Genomic DNA, 15,824 nt, shown 5'->3' on the forward strand with positions numbered 1-15,824 from the left:
CATTATGTGAAAGGTTCGGTTGGGCCTTTTGCTGGTTGGGTGAACCATTTTGGTCCGGTCGCCGTCATATGGATATGATCTTCCAGACGAATACCGAACTGGTCCGAGACTACGATCATCGGCTCGTTGGAGAAGCACATGCCTTCAGCGAGCGGGAGCGAATTGCCGCGAACGATGTATGGGGCCTCGTGAATTTCCAGACCAAGGCCGTGACCGGCTCGATGCGGAAGGCCGGGTAGCGCATAGTCCGGTCCCAATCCATGCTTCACCAGCGTAGCGCGTGCCGCATCGTCAAGGGTTGAACAGGCCGCACCAAGCTTTGCCGCATCAAAAACGGCTTGCTGCGCTTCGCGTTCAATCGCCCATATGCGCGAAAATTCTGCGCTTGGCTCTTCCAGCATGTAAGTGCGCGTGAGATCGGAGTGATAGCCATCGATACGGCATCCGGTATCCACAAGGATAACGTCACCGGGCTGATAGAACTGTTCGCCATCTGCGCCATGTGGCAACGAAGTCGCCGTTCCGAACGAGACGATGCAGAATGTCGAGCCGCCTGCGGCGCCGAGGGCACGGTGCTGTTCATCGATAAAGCGCACCACTTCGCTTGCGGCAATGCCGGGCTTAATCAGCGCATGCGCCCGGCGATGAACTTCAAGCGTCAGATCCATCGCGTGCTGAATAATAGCGATTTCATTGGTTGACTTGCAGATGCGCTGTTCACGGATCAGTTCGCCGCCGTCAAGCAAGCGCTCCGGCGAGATTTCCTGTTTAAGGGCATTATAGACGAACAGCGGCATGGCATCGTCCACGGCAAGTGTAGCGCTTGCCGGAATGAGTGATGCTATCAGCGCTGCGCTACTTTCTTCCTCCTGCCAAACACGGATTTCTCCTGGCAGATGCGGCAGGCTTTCGACGCGGCTCTGTTCAAAGCCGGGAACGATATAAATGACTTCCGACGGTGTGACGAGGGCACCCAGAAAACGTTCGCTGATGTGCCAAACAAGCCCGGTATAATAACGCAAACTTGCCGTTGGCCCGAGCAGAAGGCCGCCAATCCCGCGCTCTCTCAACTTGCCTTGCAACAATGCCAGTCGTTCCAGGCGCTCTTCCTGTTCGATCCGCGGAGGAGATGACGGTGAAGTCATAATGTATACCTTTGTGATTTTGTTTGTGCGCAAGCCTGTGTCTGAAAGCGGCTCGCTTGTCGCCAGATATATCACGGCTTGCGCCGTCTGAAAGTAATCTCTCTGCTCTTGTGTTCAAAAGTGCAGGACTACAAGGTCGAACGGCGTAACACGATGTGGAGTTCGTTTTTCAGCATTTATTGCGACAGATGCGAGACCATTCCTGCAACTGCATGAGAGAGGCAAGCGATCACAAATTGATGATTACCGGACCAAACGTCCTATGGTACATTGCAGGCTTGAATGTGAAACATTAAGTGACATCACACTGTAGTAATAATGTTTTGATATAATTCGCGCAGTTTCAAAATGAGTTCAGTGTTTGTGAGGTTTCATGTCCGAGATATGGCAGTGGGTTTCCGCTTTCGGTTTTTCGATTGTCATCATCGTCGCTGCGCTGGTCTATCTCAACATGTCCAACCGTGAAACGCCTGGCGACACGTTCAATCTTTTCACAAAGGTCGGTGCTGTCGCAGTGGCGTTTGTTGCCGCTTTCGCGAGCCTCGCCGCCGCAGCTATTATCGATTGATCTTACTACTCATATTTTCAGCGAAGACACTGCCGCTTCGCTTTTATGTACATAATCATTGGCATCCTGCTGTCGTTGGAACAACAGGATAAAAAGCAAGTCGGTCAGAACCAGTTGTGCATCGCGTGCGGTGATCGATGATGAGCGAACGCGTTCTTCGTCTGCGACTGTGTACAGACGAATGTCGGCGATCTTATTGAGCGGGTTCTCGTTGAGGCCTGTGACGGCAATCACGGTCGCTCCCCATTTTTTAGCCTGTTCAGCAATGCGAAGAGTTTCAATGCTCGTTCCGGAATAGGAAAGGGCAAACAGAACATCGCCTTCGTGCAATGTGGAAACATTGGCCATCTGGATGTGACTATCGCTGTCGTGCATCACATTGCGACCGAGCTTCATCAGCTTGTAAGAAAAATCGCGTGCGACGAGTGACGATGCGCCAACGCCGGCGAGGTGGATACGCCGGGCGCTGATCAGGGCTTGCAAAGCGCCGTCGATACCTTGTTCATTGTTGGCGGAAATCGTCTGCTGCATGGATTGCAGTTTACTGCCGATAAGCTTCTGCAGAACCGTGATATAGCTGTCCCCGGTCTCAATGCTGCCATGGACCATGCCTGCCGGAACCTGCCATTCCTTGGCGCGTGCCTCACTGACGGCGAGTTTAAGTTCCTGATATCCGTCAAACCCGAACTTCTGACTGAACTTGACGACACTGGATTGGCTCCGACCGGTTGCGACCGCGAGCGCGGAAGAGGAAAGCTTCAATACCTGTTCTGGATGATCGACGATGAACTGGCCGATCTTTCGGTCTGCAACAGTCAATTCGTTCAGTTTGGCGTTGATCTTTTGCAGGATCGACATGCGCGATTATTCCCCATTCCGGCGCCGGAGGGCTCGATATTCGGTTGCCTTGCCTCATAAGACAACCGAAATTGATTTGGAATATAAAATTCCAATCTTTTAAAATTTACGGAATGAGCTAACAATCCGCAAGAGAGGACATGGTGGAGAGACATGGAACGATTGCGAATTGTCGGTGGACGACCATTGCAGGGAGCAGTCAATATCTCCGGTGCAAAAAACGCCGCGCTGCCTCAGATCGCGGCCTCCTTGTTAAGCCCTCACCCTGTTGAACTTACCAACCTCCCAGCGGTGAGTGATGTCGAAAACATGCTCAATGTCGTGCAGTCACATGGGGCACAGGTCTCCCGCGCGCCGCACTCGACGACAGTAACCGCCACGGATGTTGTCGGAGGAGAAACTCCTTATGACACTGTAAGGCGAATGCGTGCGACGGTTCTGGTGCTGGCACCCTTGTTGGCGAGACTGGGCAAGGTTCGTGTTTCCTTGCCGGGCGGGTGTGCCATTGGTGCGCGTCCCGTGGATATGCACTTGAAAGCGCTCGCAACACTTGGCGCAGATGTTTCCATTGATCGCGGCTGGATCGTGGCTTCGACTGATAACGGCCTGATCGGAAGCCGGATTGTTTTGCCAGCGCCTTCCGTTGGTGCGACGGCGACGGCGATGATGGCGGCAACTTCCGCTCGTGGCGAAACGGAAATATTGAATGCGGCTCGTGAGCCGGAAATTGGCGACCTCGCCGCATGTCTCGGGGGCATGGGTGCGCAGATTGAAGGAGCGGGTACGCATCGCATTCTGATCCAGGGCGATACATCTTGGCGGACTGCACGCCACCACGGCATACCGGATCGTATCGAGGCCGGAACATACGCTGTTGCTGCCGCCATTACAGGCGGCACGCTCGAACTCACGCATGCCCGTCTCGAACATCTCGCGTCTGTTGTGCAGGTGCTTGAAACGATGGGCGTCAGCGTTTGGCCAAGTGATCGCGGATTGGTTGTTTCACGTAGCGGTTCCTTGCGTGGAACTGATCTGACGACGGAGCCCTATCCTGGTTTTCCGACCGATCTGCAGGCCCAATTCATGGCACTGGCAGCTTGTGCCGAAGGAGCATCACTCATTCGCGAAACGGTGTTCGAAAGCCGGTTCATGCATGTGCCGGAACTGATGCGGCTTGGTGCCGACATCAAACTGCATGGGACAACTGCGCTGGTACGCGGCGGGCGCCCGCTGCATGGCGCACAGGTTATGGCAACGGATTTGCGGGCGTCCGTATCACTTGTTCTTGCAGCACTCGTGGCCGAGGGAGAAACTGTCGTTAATCGCATCTATCATCTGGATCGTGGATATGAACAGCTTGACCGCAAACTGAAGCTTTGCGGTGCAGATATAGAACGGCTGTCAGAATGATGTCGGACAGGGTTGGGAAAGATCAGTTCTATCTTGGTGTGGATGGCGGCGGTACGGGCTGTCGAGCCCGGCTGGAAAATGAGACCGGCAATGTGCTGGGACAAGGATTGTCTGGCCCGGCAACTACACGGCTCGGGATAGACAAGGCGTGGGAATCCATCGCACGTGCGTTTGACGCAGCAATCAGCGAGGCGGGCCTGGGTGCTGAAGAGTTGGCCAGAACACATGCAGGCGTTGGGCTGGCGGGCATAGGCAGGCAAGGTGCGCTCGAAGCACTTCAGGCTATACAGCATCCCTTTTCGAGTATTCATTTCATGAGTGACGGCAAAGGCGCGTGTCTCGGTGCACATTCGGGTAGTGATGGGGCTATCGTTATTGCCGGGACCGGCTCAATTGGTCTCGGCTTCGTGAATGGTATCGACATTCGCGTTGGAGGCTACGGCTTTCCAATTTCCGACGAGGGCAGCGGTGCTTTTCTGGGGCTGTCAGCGATTCAACAGGCCCTTCAGGCTTATGATGATCGGATCGAGCGTACGCCGCTTCTCTATGAGGTTATGGAGCGCTTTAATCAGACCCCGATGGACGCTGTGGCGTGGATGGACCGCGCAACCGCTACAGAATATGCGTCTCTGGCGCCTATGGTCATGCGTCATGCGGACCAGGGAGATGCAGCGGCACGCCGTATCGTTCAGGCGGCTGCGGGCCACATAGATACTATCGTGCGCGCGCTTTTCGAAAAGGGGGCGCCGCGCGTGACCTTGCTTGGAGGGCTTGCTACCCCACTTGAACCGTGGTTGGCGCCAGACGTCCGCAGACGGTTGAAACCTGCCGACGGTGATGCGGTTTCCGGTGCGATCATTCTTGCGCGAAACATGGCTTCTGCAAATAAGGAATAATTTATTCCTTATTTTGATTGACTGATGGAATTTATAATCCTAACATTTGTTAACCATAAGGCGGCGCGTTTTGAACGCTGCTCGATAAGCAGGCAGAGGCATGACGGAACAGGCGTTGTTATCTGAACTGGATAGGCTGGTTTCTGAAGAGCGAAACCCACGCACGATGGATATCGATCTCTTGTCGAGCCTTGCTATCGTACGCCGCATCAACGACGAGGATCATCTGGTTCCCGCCGCTGTTGAGCAAGTGCTGCCTCAGGTCGCCCAGGCCGTCGATAAGGTCGTCGACGCATTTCGGGTTGGCGGTCGGCTGATTTATTTGGGCGCAGGAACAAGCGGACGTCTTGGCGTTCTCGATGCATCGGAATGTCCGCCGACTTTCAGCGTACCGGAAGGCATGGTGATCGGGCTGATTGCAGGCGGCGTGGATGCATTGCAACATGCAATCGAAGGGGCAGAAGATGATCCGTCGCTCGGGGAATCTGATCTGCGCAACATAGGTCTGACTTCGCACGATGTTGTCGTGGGAATCGCCGTTAGCGGGCGAACGCCCTATGTAATAGGCGGGCTCGCCTACGCAGAATCGATCGGCGCTACGACCGTGGCGCTCTCCTGCAATCCCGATTCGACCATTGCGACCATGGCTGAAATCGCGATATCGCCAGTTGTTGGGCCTGAAATACTGACGGGCTCGACGCGGCTCAAGTCCGGTACGGCGCAGAAGCTCGTTCTTAATATGCTGACGACGGCGAGCATGATCCGAATAGGGAAGACATACGAGAATCTCATGGTGGACGTCAGTGCCACCAACAATAAGCTTGTCGCGCGGGCATCGCGAATTGTCATGCAGGCAACCGGTTGCGGGGCGGGGGAGGCAAAACGCGTTCTCGCTTTGACGGATAATGAGGTCAAGCTTGCAATCCTCATCACGATCACCGGAATGCCAGTGGATGAGGCAAGAAAGGCATTAAAGAATGCTGGGGGATTTCTTAGACAGGCAATAAATGCCAATAAAGCGTGAGCCGAAGCGGGGAAGCAGTCGGACATTAGCATTGCAGTCATTTGCGAGGGAAGAAAATGGGAGCGAGTTTCAAGAAAAGCCTTATTGCAGGCGCGGCCGCAATAGCGTTGAGCATTGGAAGCTTTGGTGGATTAGGTGTTTCGACGGCTTTTGCCGCGACGCTCCGAATGGCCTGGTCGCAGGATGCCACTGGTCTCGATCCGCATAAGCAGCCAGCATTTTCATCGATTCGTCTGCTCGAGCTCATCTATGAGCCGCTCGTCCGTCTTGGTTCCGACCTTCAGATCGCACCTGCCATTGCCAAAAGTTGGGAATTTTCCGAAGGCGGAAAGGTTCTCACATTCAAGCTCGACAAGAATGCGAAATTTCAGAACGGTCAGCCGGTAACGCCAGCCGATGTGAAGGCCTCCTTCGAGCGCATTCTGGATGAAAAGACAGGCGCCGTCGCGCGTGCGAATTTCGGTTCCATTTCTGCTATTGAAACGCCGGATGCTGAAACGGTCGTCTTCAAACTCTCCCAGCCTGACGTTCCGCTATTGGCTGCAATCGCCAGCATCAATGCGGCGGTCGTTCCAGAAAGCGAGATCAAGGCGGGAACTATAGGTACGAAAACTATTGGGTCGGGTCCATTCATCCTTGAGCGCTGGGAACCGAATTCCAAGGAAGTGCTGAAAGCCAATCCCGACTGGGCGGGCGGTAAAGTAGCGATCGACGGGATAGATATCAGTGTTCTGCCGGACGAAACAGCAATCCTTGCGGCGCTTCGCGCCAAGCAGATCGACTTTGCGCTCCTCAACGACCCTCTGGTTGCAACGATGGTGCCGAACGAAAGCGCTCTGGAACTGGTGCGCACTCCGGCTCTTGCTTATCATGTCTTGCAGTTGAACCCGTCGCGCAAGCCGATGACGGAACTGGCCGTGCGTCAGGCAATCTCCTGTGCCGTTGATCGTCAAGATGTGCTCGATACAGCCTTGCTCGGTGAAGGCAAGGTAACGGGCCCGCTGACAATGCCCGCCTATGCGAGCGATCCAAACACGCTCTTCTGCTACAAGCGCGATGTCGAAAAAGCGAAGAAGCTGATGGCGGATGCCGGTTATGCGGATGGTTTTTCGGCAACTATCATTGCTGCAAATGGAGAGCCTGCAACCGCTGCAGCCGAAGCCCAGGTTCTCCAGTCGCAACTCGCCGAAATCGGCATCAAGCTCGATATCCGCATGATGGAACTCAACGTCTATGTCGATACGTGGTTGAAGGGCGACTTCGATATGGCGGTGGCGCTTAACGGTGGTTCGGCTGATCCCTACACGATGTATGGCCGTTACTGGACAAAGGCGGGTAACCTGCAGAAAGTCGCACAGTATATTGACGATACGCTTGACGATCTGATGCAAAAGGGAAGAGCCGAGACTGATCCTGAAAAACGCAAGCTTATCTTCTCTGACTTCGAAAAGCACATAACGGAAGTTTCTCCGTGGATATGGCTTTATACGGCCAACAACTATGTCGCCTACCAGAAGAACGTTACCGGTTTTGAGCCTCGCGCTACCGGTTCGCTGTTCGGCGTAACCAAGCTGCAGATCGGGCAGTGACGTCATGAAATCCGCCACGTCTTCAATATGGAGGCGTGGCTTTCCAGTGCCTTCCTTGACGGCAGGCCGTGAGTAATCTGACATGAATTATCTGACACGTCGGCTGCTGACATTTCCCCTGGTTATGCTGGGGGTGTCGATCCTTGTCTTCGTCGCGATCCGTATGGTTCCAGGTGATTCCATTACGGCTATGCTTGGAACGGAAGCAGGGCTGCTGACGCCGGAACAGCGGCAGTCTCTGGCGCAATATTTTGGTATCGACCAAAGCTGGACCACGCAGTACTGGCGTTGGCTCGGTGACGTAGTGCAAGGTAATCTGGGTGTCTCGGTCACATTCGGGAAGCCAGTTCTGACAGTTATTCTGGAACGCTTCCCGCTGACACTGCAGCTGGCATTGATGTCGATGATTATTGCCTTGCTTATCGGCCTCCCGGCCGGGGTTTATGCAGCAACGCGCAACGAAAAAATGTCCGATCTGGTGGTCCGCATTTTTGCAATGATCGGGCAGTCGACTCCGAGCTTCGTTCTTGGTCTCCTCTTCATTTATATTCTTTCGGCAGGGTTCGGTGTGTTGCCGACTATGGGCGAATTCACGCCGCTATGGGTAAATCCGTGGCAGAATTTTCTACAGATGATTTTGCCCGCCATAACGCTCGGCTGTGCATTTGCGGCGTCGGTCACACGCATATCGCGTTCGGCTATGTTGGATGTTCTAAGTGACGATTATGTTCGCACTGCCCGCAGCAAGGGTGCCTCGGCCCGCTCTGTCATCTGGCGACACGCATTGCCGAACGCACTCATCCCTGTGGTGACGCTGAGTGGTGTAGAATTTGGTTACCTTCTGGGCGGAGCCGTGCTGGTCGAGCAGATCTATGCTCTGCCGGGGCTCGGACGCATGGTGCTGGATGCCATATTGCAGCGCGACTATGCGCTGGTACAGGGTAGTATTCTCTTCATCGCGTTCAACTTCATGATCGTCAATCTGCTTGTTGATCTTCTTTACGTTGCGCTCGATCCGCGCATTCGTCTGGGGGAAAACTAATGCGGATATTGCGTTCCGTTTTTGCTCATCCGAGTGGCCGTATCGGCGGGCTCATCGTATTGATCTATCTGATCGTCGCGTTTCTGGGGTATTTCGGTTTTACGCCGCATGACTCGTTGATGCAGTACCGGATAGACAGGCTGCGTCCTCCAAGTGCTGCCCACTGGATGGGAACTGACCTGTTCGGTCGTGACGTCATGAGCCGCCTGATGGCAGGCATCGCGCAATCCTTCATCGTTGGCTTTTCTGCGGTCGGAATTGCCGCCATCGCGGGCACCGTTCTGGGATTGACTGCGGCATGGTTTGGGCGCTGGTGGGATGGAACTGTCATGCGCGTCATGGACGTGCTTCTGGCATTTCCGGCAATCTTGCTTGCGCTTCTGATCATTGCCGTTGTCGGACCGGGAACAGGAACAAGTATCGCCGCCATCGCCATCGTCTACACCCCGATTTTTACGCGGGTTGTGCGTGGTCCGGCCTTGTCGATCAAAACACGTGAATTTGTTGATGCAGCGCGTACGTTCCACAGTAGCAACCGTTACATCCTTTCGCGCCATCTGCTGCTTAATCTGATCGCGCCTCTGACCGTCCAGATCACCTTGGCGCTTGCCTGGTCGCTGCTGACTGAAGCAGGCTTGAGCTTCCTCGGTCTCGGCACGCAGCCGCCGGCTTCGTCGCTTGGTCTCATGCTGGCAGATGCGCGCAATCTCATGGAAACCGCGCCATGGCTGCTGGCATTTCCGGGACTGGCGATCATGATCGGTATACTTGGCTTCAACCTTCTGGGTGATGCTCTGCGCGACATTCTCGATCCCAGAATGCGGAGGGTAGCGGCATGAACAAGCTTCTGTCCGTCTCAAACCTTCGTGTCGGTTTCGGGCGCAATCCTGAAGCTAATGAGATTGTGCGCGGTGTGAGTTTCGATCTTGCCGCCGGGGAAACGCTGGCGATTGTCGGGGAAAGCGGTTCCGGTAAATCTGTAACGGCCTTGTCGATCAATCGCCTTGTGGATTTTGGCGGCGGGCACATTATCGATGGAACGATCGAGCTGAATCGCGCGAACGGTACCACCATCGATCTTGCGACTGCGAATGAAGCTGAGCTGACGAAAGTCCGTGGCGCGGAAATCGGCATGATTTTTCAGGAGCCCATGACGTCACTCAATCCAGTGCTCACTATCGGGACACAGATTGAGGAATCGTTTCGCCTTCACCGTGGACTTACCGGCAAGCAGGCAGCTTCCGCTGCCAAGGACGCACTTGATCGCGTACGCATTCCGGATGCTGCACGGCGTCTCAAATACTGCCCGAACCAGCTTTCCGGCGGTATGCTGCAACGGGTGATGATTGCAACGGCGCTTGCCTGCAATCCGCGCCTCATGATTGCCGACGAGCCGACCACAGCGCTCGATGTTACGGTACAGGCACAGATCATGGCACTTCTGGCAGAGCTGAAGCGCGAAACCGGCATGGCGATGATCTTTATCACTCATGACATTGGTCTGGTCGCAGGTATGGCCGACAAGGTCATGGTGATGCAACACGGCGAGGCAGTGGAGCAAGGTGAACTGAATGTCGTTCTCGATCAGCCTCAGCATCCTTACACGCAGCATCTCCTGAAGGCTGTGCCACATTTTGAAAGCGGCAAGGCGGTACGAACGGATAACGTACGCGCAGCCAAACCCGGAACGAACCCAATTCTGGCTGTGGAAGGGCTCACAGTCCGGTTCCCCGTCAAGGGCGGCATTCTTGGCCGCAGACTTGGTGCAGTTCATGCCGTGGAGAGTGTCGATTTCGATCTTGTTCCGGGCGAAACACTGGCGGTCGTAGGGGAGAGTGGTTCGGGTAAGTCGACGACTGCGCGTGCGATTCTCGGGCTCGTCAAAGCGTCACGCGGCAAGCTTGAAGTCGGTGTGGCAGATACCGCCGATACTCGAAATTCATCTTCTGTGCAGATGGTTTTTCAAAACCCCTATGCATCGCTTAATCCTCGTCTGCGTATCGATAGCATTCTTGCTGAGCCGGTCATAGCTGCTGGCGGGCGCGACGGGCCGGAAACACGACAGAAGATGCTGCAGTTGCTTGACCGGGTGGGGCTGCCTGCAAACAGTCTGGAACGCTATCCGCACGAGTTCTCCGGCGGGCAGCGGCAGCGGCTTTGTATTGCCCGCGCCTTGATGCTGAATCCTTCAGTGTTGGTGCTCGACGAAGCCGTCTCAGCTCTCGACGTATCCGTACAGGCGAAAGTGCTGGAGCTGTTGATCGATCTCCAGAAGGAACGTGGTCTCGCCTATCTGTTCGTGTCGCATGATATGGCGGTGGTGGAGCGTATCGCGCATCGCATCGCCGTCGTTTATGCTGGGCAGATCGTGGAAATTGGCGATGCCGCTTCCATTCTTTCTGCACCGAAACACTCCTATACGAAGCGGCTGATCTCTGCCGTTCCAAGTATTGATCGGCGCAACGAGCATTTTACCCTCGATACGCGACAAGTGCCTTCACTCGTACGCCCGCTGGGATATGAGCCGGCACCGGCAAACTGGCAGACATATGGCCATGATCACATGGCCCGGGCCGAGGCATAACTATCATGGCAGAACCGAATGTCCGCCACTCCGTCGATACTGCTTTTACGGCTCGCTTTGAGAAAGCTTTCAGCCTTCTGACAGGTGCGTGCGACTCAGGCCGTATTCCGGGAGGGGTGCTCGGAATGGTCGATCTCTCCGGGAACCGGGCTGTCCGGGCGACTGGCTATGCGCAGATCATTCCGGCCCGGCGCGCGATGACAACCGATACGTGGTTCGATCTCGCCTCGCTGACCAAAGTGATTTTCACGACACCTCGCATCCTTACGCTGGCTGAGGAAGAGGTCATTGACCTCGATGCACCATTGATCACGTTGCTTCCGGATCTTCGGCAATATGATAATGATGCCTGGGAGCGCAAAGTCACCTTTCGTGAATGTCTCGGCCACCAGACGCCATTTCCGTCGGTCGAACCGATCTACACATATGGACGGGATCCGGAATTGTTGCGCGCGTTCGTATTGCAACGCGAATGGAGAGAATCCGCGCCGGTTTATTCAGACATCAATTTCATTCTGCTCGGTTTTGCGATGGAAAGATTATACGGCAAGACCATTCGCGAGATGGACCCCGGCGAAGGCTTTGCCTTTTCCGCGGAGCCGGAGATTAGTGCCGCTACCGAAAATTGCACCTGGCGCAATCGTGTACTCTGCGGTGAGGTGCACGACGACAATTGTTCAGCGTTGCAGGGTGCGGCGCATGCGGGTCTGTTCGGTACGGCTGCGTCCATACTTGATTTCGCGCTTGGCTTGCTTGACGGCACGGGTGCATCGCAAAACGTTATCGAACACATGCGCCAACCACTATCCGCCACCCGTACGCATGGCTGGGAACGGCCTTATGACGGTTGGTCGGGGGGCAATTTCAATTCGAAGGATACAATCGGGCATACCGGTTTCACGGGAACCGGCTTGTGGATTGATTTTGAAGCGGGCAGGGCATGGACCTTGCTCACCAATCGTATTCATCCGACACGTCACTTTGACAGCGGTATTCTGGCGCTGCGTCAGGGTGTCGGCGACGCAATTTCATTGGGATAGGAGACGTCTATGCAGCCAATATGGGCCGTTGGCCTGATGACCGGTACCGTTCTTGATGGAAACATCGATGTTGCTCTGTTGAAAACTGATGGCGAAACCATTGCAGAATTCGGCGCTTACGCGTTGAAACCTTATCCGCGTTGGATTCGTGATCTTCTCGAACAGGCGCAGGCCGAGGCTCGCGTCTGGAATTTTGAAGGTGCGGAACCTGCGATTTTTGCTGAGGCAGAGGAAGCGCTGACACGCGCGCAGTCTGCGGCAGTGCGCGAACTGGTCGAGGAAAGCGGGCTGTCGATGGCGGATATCGGCGTTGTCGGTTTCCACGGGCAGACGGTTTTACATCGCGCACCGCAGGCAGGCAGGCTTGGTGATACAAGGCAGCTTGGCGATGGAAGGCTTATGAGCCAACTGCTCGCTACTAAAGTGGCTTATGATTTCCGGACGGCAGATATTCGGGCTGGCGGGCAGGGTGCTCCGCTTGCGGCCGTCTATCATGCTGCCTTGCTGCGCAGTGCCGATGCGAGTGGTAATACTGCGATTCTCAATCTCGGTGGTGTCGGTAACATCACCTGGTGGGATGGTGATGATGCGCTTGTGGCATTCGATACCGGTCCAGCCAATGCGCCTATCAATGACTTTATGAAAAAGCGGGGATTGGGCGAAATGGACCGCGATGGGGCACTGGCAGCAAAAGGTAAGGTAGACGAAGACCGGCTCGCCGAACTGCTCAAGCACCCCTATTTGATTGCTCCGTATCCCAAGTCGTTGGATCGCTTCGACTTTACCGAGATGATGGCCGACGGCCTGAACGAGGAAAATGGCGCGGCGACATTGACCGCGTTCACGACCTCGGCGGTGGGGAAGGCTCTGGATATTTTGCCGCGTCGGCCGAAGCGGCTTGCAGTCAGTGGCGGTGGCCGTCGCAATCCAACCATGATGCATATGCTGGTCGAGCGCGCCGAGGTGGAACTCGTGCCTGTCGAAGCGCTCGGCTGGCGAGGCGATGCTGTAGAAGCTGAATGTTTTGCTTTCCTCGCAGTGCGAGTCTTGCGCGGTTTGCCTATCAGTTTTCCGAGCACAACCGGGGTTCCTGAGCCAATGACCGGCGGAGAACTAGTCGGTTGAAGAGACAATAACTATCCAATTTCTCCAAAGGGCAGCGTCAATCACGTTGTCCTTTTTGTTTTTGACAGCACGAATTGAGCCTGATTGACCTAGTGCTCAGCTGATACGGCATATTAAAAGCGTTACTATCCAATAAAAACGATCTAACATTAGGGTAATTCACTAACTGCGGTCGTTTGAAGTTACGTTGCGGCAAGCTTGACGCCGATATTCCATTTTTATTGCATAAGAACATGAAAAAATACAAGACTCATGCGATCTTCACGTTGATTTAGGCAATTCTCTTTATTGTTCTAATTTATCATGGAGAAATGCAATGAAACTAATTCGAGTCCTTGCCTGTCTGCTCTTGCCTTTCGTCTGGCTATCCGGGGCCGCTGCTGAACCGCTGGCCAAACCGACGGGTAAGCCGATCCTGGTCATATCCGGCAATATTTCGAATACAAATGTTGACGATACAGCGCAATTTGATCGGGATATGCTGGAGGCCCTGGGTTTGGTGACCGTAGAAACGGCAAATCCATGGTATGATGGTCGTGTGCGTTTTGACGGCGTGTCGATGGACAAGCTTATGACGCTTGTCGGCGCCAAGGGAACGAAAGTGACTGCGGTAGCGTTGAACGATTATGTTAGCTCGTTACCGATGGAAGACTTCAAGAAGTTCAATGTTATTCTTGCCATGAAACGAGATGGCAATTACATGCCGGTTCGCGATAAAGGACCATTGTTTATTATTTACCCGTATGACAGCGACCCACAGCTCCAAAGCCAGACCTATTACACACGTTCCGCGTGGCAGGTTGCCAAGCTGATAGTTGAATAGAGGCAAAGTGTGAGACGAATTCTAGGCGTCATTATCTGTTGTTTCGTGGTGGCAACGGCCTATATCGCCTATGTCATTGCCGAACGACAGACAGCGCTTCAGAAATTCTCCCGTTATAATGATTCCTGGGCTGTTGGTCAGACAGTATCGGAATATATGCGGCTTGAGCATGTTCTGGCTGGATACGTCCTGGATATGAACGAAGAAACGCGCGACGAAGTGCGGCTTCGCCTCGATATTATGCTCGGGCGACTTGAACTGTTGCAGCAAGGCAATCTGCGCTCCTTCATTCAAAACGATCAGCGGCGACGCGATCTCTTTTTGAAGTTAAGCGACGTTCTTCAGGCACTTGACGTCCAGCTGGATAAACTTGATGCAGACGAGGTCAAAACCCATCTGCAATTAATGAGTGCGCTTGATGGTCCGATGACAGCGCTTGCGTCATCTGCAGTTGAGTATGATGTCGGACTTATCGATGCTGCCCAGGCAGAAGTTCGCCAGTTGCATCTTATCTACACCGGATTGGCGGCGGGCCTCATTCTCTGCGGCGTCGTGCTCGTTATTCTTCTGCTGCGTCACAACAAGCTTCTTGATCGGGCGCATGGCAGCATGCAACGCCTGACAAGCGATCTTCGGCAAGCGACAGGTGAACTGCAGTCGCAGAATTTTCGGCTGGAGCACGATGCACATCACGATGCGCTGACCGGATTGCCCAATCGTGTCCTGTTCCGGCAGGATTTGGAGAAAAGGCTTGAGGCCGCACAGACGGGAAGCCAGTCGGCCATTATTCTTCTTCTGGATCTCGATGGGTTCAAGGACGTAAACGATACGCTTGGGCATGATGTTGGCGACGCACTGTTGCAGGCAGTTGCACGGCGTCTTACCAAGCTCGGCGAACGAGGTGACATGGTGTGTCGCCTGGGTGGGGACGAGTTTGCCGTGCTTTCCACGGGATTACGGGAAGAGGAAGCACTGGAACTTGCGGATCGCCTGATGGACGTGATCAGCCAGCCTTATCATGTCGGCGAGCTGGAAATCAAAATCGGAACCTGTGTCGGTGTCGCAATCTCCGAGGGTGAACCCGACACGGAGGAACTTTTCAAACATGCCGATTTGGCGCTTTATGAGGCAAAGGCTCTCGGGCCTGGTCATGCGAGCGTATTCAAATCGCAGATGCAGACGCGTTTGCGGGAGAAGAAGTCATTTGAGGCCGATCTTCAGAAGGCACTGGAGAATGGTGAAATGGAAGTTTACTATCAGCCGCAGGCCTGTACTATAACGCGTGAGATATGCGGTTATGAAGCTTTGCTCCGTTGGACCCACCCTATCCGGGGGGCAGTTTCACCGGTTGAATTTATTCCTGTGGCAGAGAAGATTGGCTTTATTCACGCACTAGGGGATTGGGTACTCAAGACGGCCTGTCTTGAAGCTGCTCATTGGAACAAACCGCTCAAGATCGCAGTCAACCTCTCTCCTGTTCAGTTTCGCAGCCTGAACCTCATTCAAAGCGTTATCGATGCCCTGGAGCAAAGCGGCCTCGAAGCGAATCGGTTGGAGCTTGAGATCACAGAATCAGTTCTGCTGGACAAAAATGAGCAGACCTTGAGCACTCTACGCCAGTTAAAAGCGTTGGGTATCCAGATCGCGATGGACGATTTCGGAACAGGCTATTCCTCGCTTGGCAGTCTCAGCGGGTTCCCCTTCGACAAGATCAAGATTG

Annotated in this window: 14 protein-coding genes (1 of these 14 running past the window's edge); 12 read left to right on the forward strand and 2 right to left on the reverse strand. The window is 54.4% G+C overall.

All coding sequences use genetic code 11. The features are described 5' to 3' along the window. Positions 1-2: 2 nt before the first annotated feature. Complete coding sequence (locus OANT_RS16135; RefSeq protein WP_012092563.1) at positions 3-1,145, reverse strand: M24 family metallopeptidase; 1,143 nt, start codon at positions 1,143-1,145, stop codon at positions 3-5. 373 nt (positions 1,146-1,518) lie between these two features. On the opposite strand from OANT_RS16135, the gene OANT_RS16140 reads away from it, so the two are divergent. After that, complete coding sequence (locus OANT_RS16140; protein ID WP_012092564.1) at positions 1,519-1,713, forward strand: hypothetical protein; 195 nt, start codon at positions 1,519-1,521, stop codon at positions 1,711-1,713. A 9-nt stretch (positions 1,714-1,722) separates the two neighbouring features. Here OANT_RS16140 and OANT_RS16145 read toward each other — a convergent pair whose 3' ends face one another. Continuing rightward, complete coding sequence (locus tag OANT_RS16145; protein WP_012092565.1) at positions 1,723-2,571, reverse strand: MurR/RpiR family transcriptional regulator; 849 nt, start codon at positions 2,569-2,571, stop codon at positions 1,723-1,725. A gap of 153 nt (positions 2,572-2,724) precedes the next feature. On the opposite strand from OANT_RS16145, the gene murA reads away from it, so the two are divergent. The 11 genes from murA to OANT_RS16200 form a co-directional block, all read left to right on the forward strand. Continuing rightward, positions 2,725-3,981 carry a UDP-N-acetylglucosamine 1-carboxyvinyltransferase gene (murA, locus tag OANT_RS16150; protein WP_012092566.1) on the forward strand — a complete coding sequence of 419 codons (1,257 nt, stop codon included), beginning with the start codon at positions 2,725-2,727 and terminating at the stop codon, positions 3,979-3,981. Then, positions 3,978-4,877: a glucosamine kinase nucleotide-binding domain-containing protein gene (locus OANT_RS16155; protein ID WP_012092567.1), complete on the forward strand. Its 900-nt coding sequence runs from the start codon at positions 3,978-3,980 to the stop codon at positions 4,875-4,877. The genes murA and OANT_RS16155 overlap by 4 nt, the downstream gene beginning before the upstream one ends. Before the next feature lie 100 nt (positions 4,878-4,977). Further along, the gene (murQ, locus tag OANT_RS16160; protein WP_012092568.1) at positions 4,978-5,901 is read left to right on the forward strand and encodes an N-acetylmuramic acid 6-phosphate etherase; all 924 of its coding nucleotides are present in this window, start codon (positions 4,978-4,980) and stop codon (positions 5,899-5,901) included. A gap of 56 nt (positions 5,902-5,957) precedes the next feature. Beyond that, complete coding sequence (locus tag OANT_RS16165; protein ID WP_012092569.1) at positions 5,958-7,490, forward strand: ABC transporter substrate-binding protein; 1,533 nt, start codon at positions 5,958-5,960, stop codon at positions 7,488-7,490. An 82-nt stretch (positions 7,491-7,572) separates the two neighbouring features. Next, complete coding sequence (locus OANT_RS16170) at positions 7,573-8,532, forward strand: ABC transporter permease (RefSeq protein ID WP_012092570.1); 960 nt, start codon at positions 7,573-7,575, stop codon at positions 8,530-8,532. Beyond that, positions 8,532-9,371, forward strand: a complete 840-nt coding sequence (locus OANT_RS16175) for an ABC transporter permease (RefSeq protein ID WP_012092571.1) — start codon at positions 8,532-8,534, stop codon at positions 9,369-9,371. Before OANT_RS16170 ends, OANT_RS16175 begins: the two co-directional genes overlap by 1 nt. After that, positions 9,368-11,116, forward strand: a complete 1,749-nt coding sequence (locus OANT_RS16180) for an ABC transporter ATP-binding protein (RefSeq protein ID WP_012092572.1) — start codon at positions 9,368-9,370, stop codon at positions 11,114-11,116. The genes OANT_RS16175 and OANT_RS16180 overlap by 4 nt, the downstream gene beginning before the upstream one ends. A 5-nt stretch (positions 11,117-11,121) precedes the next feature. Then, on the forward strand, positions 11,122-12,156 hold the full coding sequence (locus OANT_RS16185) for a serine hydrolase domain-containing protein (protein ID WP_040128414.1): 1,035 nt from the start codon (positions 11,122-11,124) through the stop codon (positions 12,154-12,156). A 9-nt stretch (positions 12,157-12,165) separates the two neighbouring features. After that, positions 12,166-13,281, forward strand: coding sequence for an anhydro-N-acetylmuramic acid kinase (locus OANT_RS16190; protein WP_012092574.1), 1,116 nt, complete (start codon positions 12,166-12,168; stop codon positions 13,279-13,281). Positions 13,282-13,597: 316 nt separating this feature from the next. Next, positions 13,598-14,104: a putative pterin-binding protein gene (locus OANT_RS16195; RefSeq protein WP_012092575.1), complete on the forward strand. Its 507-nt coding sequence runs from the start codon at positions 13,598-13,600 to the stop codon at positions 14,102-14,104. 9 nt (positions 14,105-14,113) lie between these two features. Then, positions 14,114-15,824: the 5' portion of a putative bifunctional diguanylate cyclase/phosphodiesterase gene (locus OANT_RS16200; RefSeq protein WP_012092576.1), read on the forward strand. Its footprint extends 266 nt past the window's final position; 1,711 of the gene's 1,977 nt are visible here — the first part of the coding sequence; the start codon lies at positions 14,114-14,116; the stop codon falls past the right edge of the window.

This window comes from Brucella anthropi ATCC 49188 (genome assembly GCF_000017405.1).
Taxonomy (GTDB): Bacteria; Pseudomonadota; Alphaproteobacteria; order Rhizobiales; family Rhizobiaceae; genus Brucella; species Brucella anthropi.

Coding starts and splice junctions, on each gene's coding strand:
- OANT_RS16135 (WP_012092563.1), bottom strand. CDS start 1,145: ATGACTTCACCGTCATCTCCTCCGCGGATCGAACAGGAAGAGCGCCTG.
- OANT_RS16140 (WP_012092564.1), top strand. CDS start 1,519: ATGTCCGAGATATGGCAGTGGGTTTCCGCTTTCGGTTTTTCGATTGTC.
- OANT_RS16145 (WP_012092565.1), bottom strand. CDS start 2,571: ATGTCGATCCTGCAAAAGATCAACGCCAAACTGAACGAATTGACTGTT.
- murA (WP_012092566.1), top strand. CDS start 2,725: ATGGAACGATTGCGAATTGTCGGTGGACGACCATTGCAGGGAGCAGTC.
- OANT_RS16155 (WP_012092567.1), top strand. CDS start 3,978: ATGATGTCGGACAGGGTTGGGAAAGATCAGTTCTATCTTGGTGTGGAT.
- murQ (WP_012092568.1), top strand. CDS start 4,978: ATGACGGAACAGGCGTTGTTATCTGAACTGGATAGGCTGGTTTCTGAA.
- OANT_RS16165 (WP_012092569.1), top strand. CDS start 5,958: ATGGGAGCGAGTTTCAAGAAAAGCCTTATTGCAGGCGCGGCCGCAATA.
- OANT_RS16170 (WP_012092570.1), top strand. CDS start 7,573: ATGAATTATCTGACACGTCGGCTGCTGACATTTCCCCTGGTTATGCTG.
- OANT_RS16175 (WP_012092571.1), top strand. CDS start 8,532: ATGCGGATATTGCGTTCCGTTTTTGCTCATCCGAGTGGCCGTATCGGC.
- OANT_RS16180 (WP_012092572.1), top strand. CDS start 9,368: ATGAACAAGCTTCTGTCCGTCTCAAACCTTCGTGTCGGTTTCGGGCGC.
- OANT_RS16185 (WP_040128414.1), top strand. CDS start 11,122: ATGGCAGAACCGAATGTCCGCCACTCCGTCGATACTGCTTTTACGGCT.
- OANT_RS16190 (WP_012092574.1), top strand. CDS start 12,166: ATGCAGCCAATATGGGCCGTTGGCCTGATGACCGGTACCGTTCTTGAT.
- OANT_RS16195 (WP_012092575.1), top strand. CDS start 13,598: ATGAAACTAATTCGAGTCCTTGCCTGTCTGCTCTTGCCTTTCGTCTGG.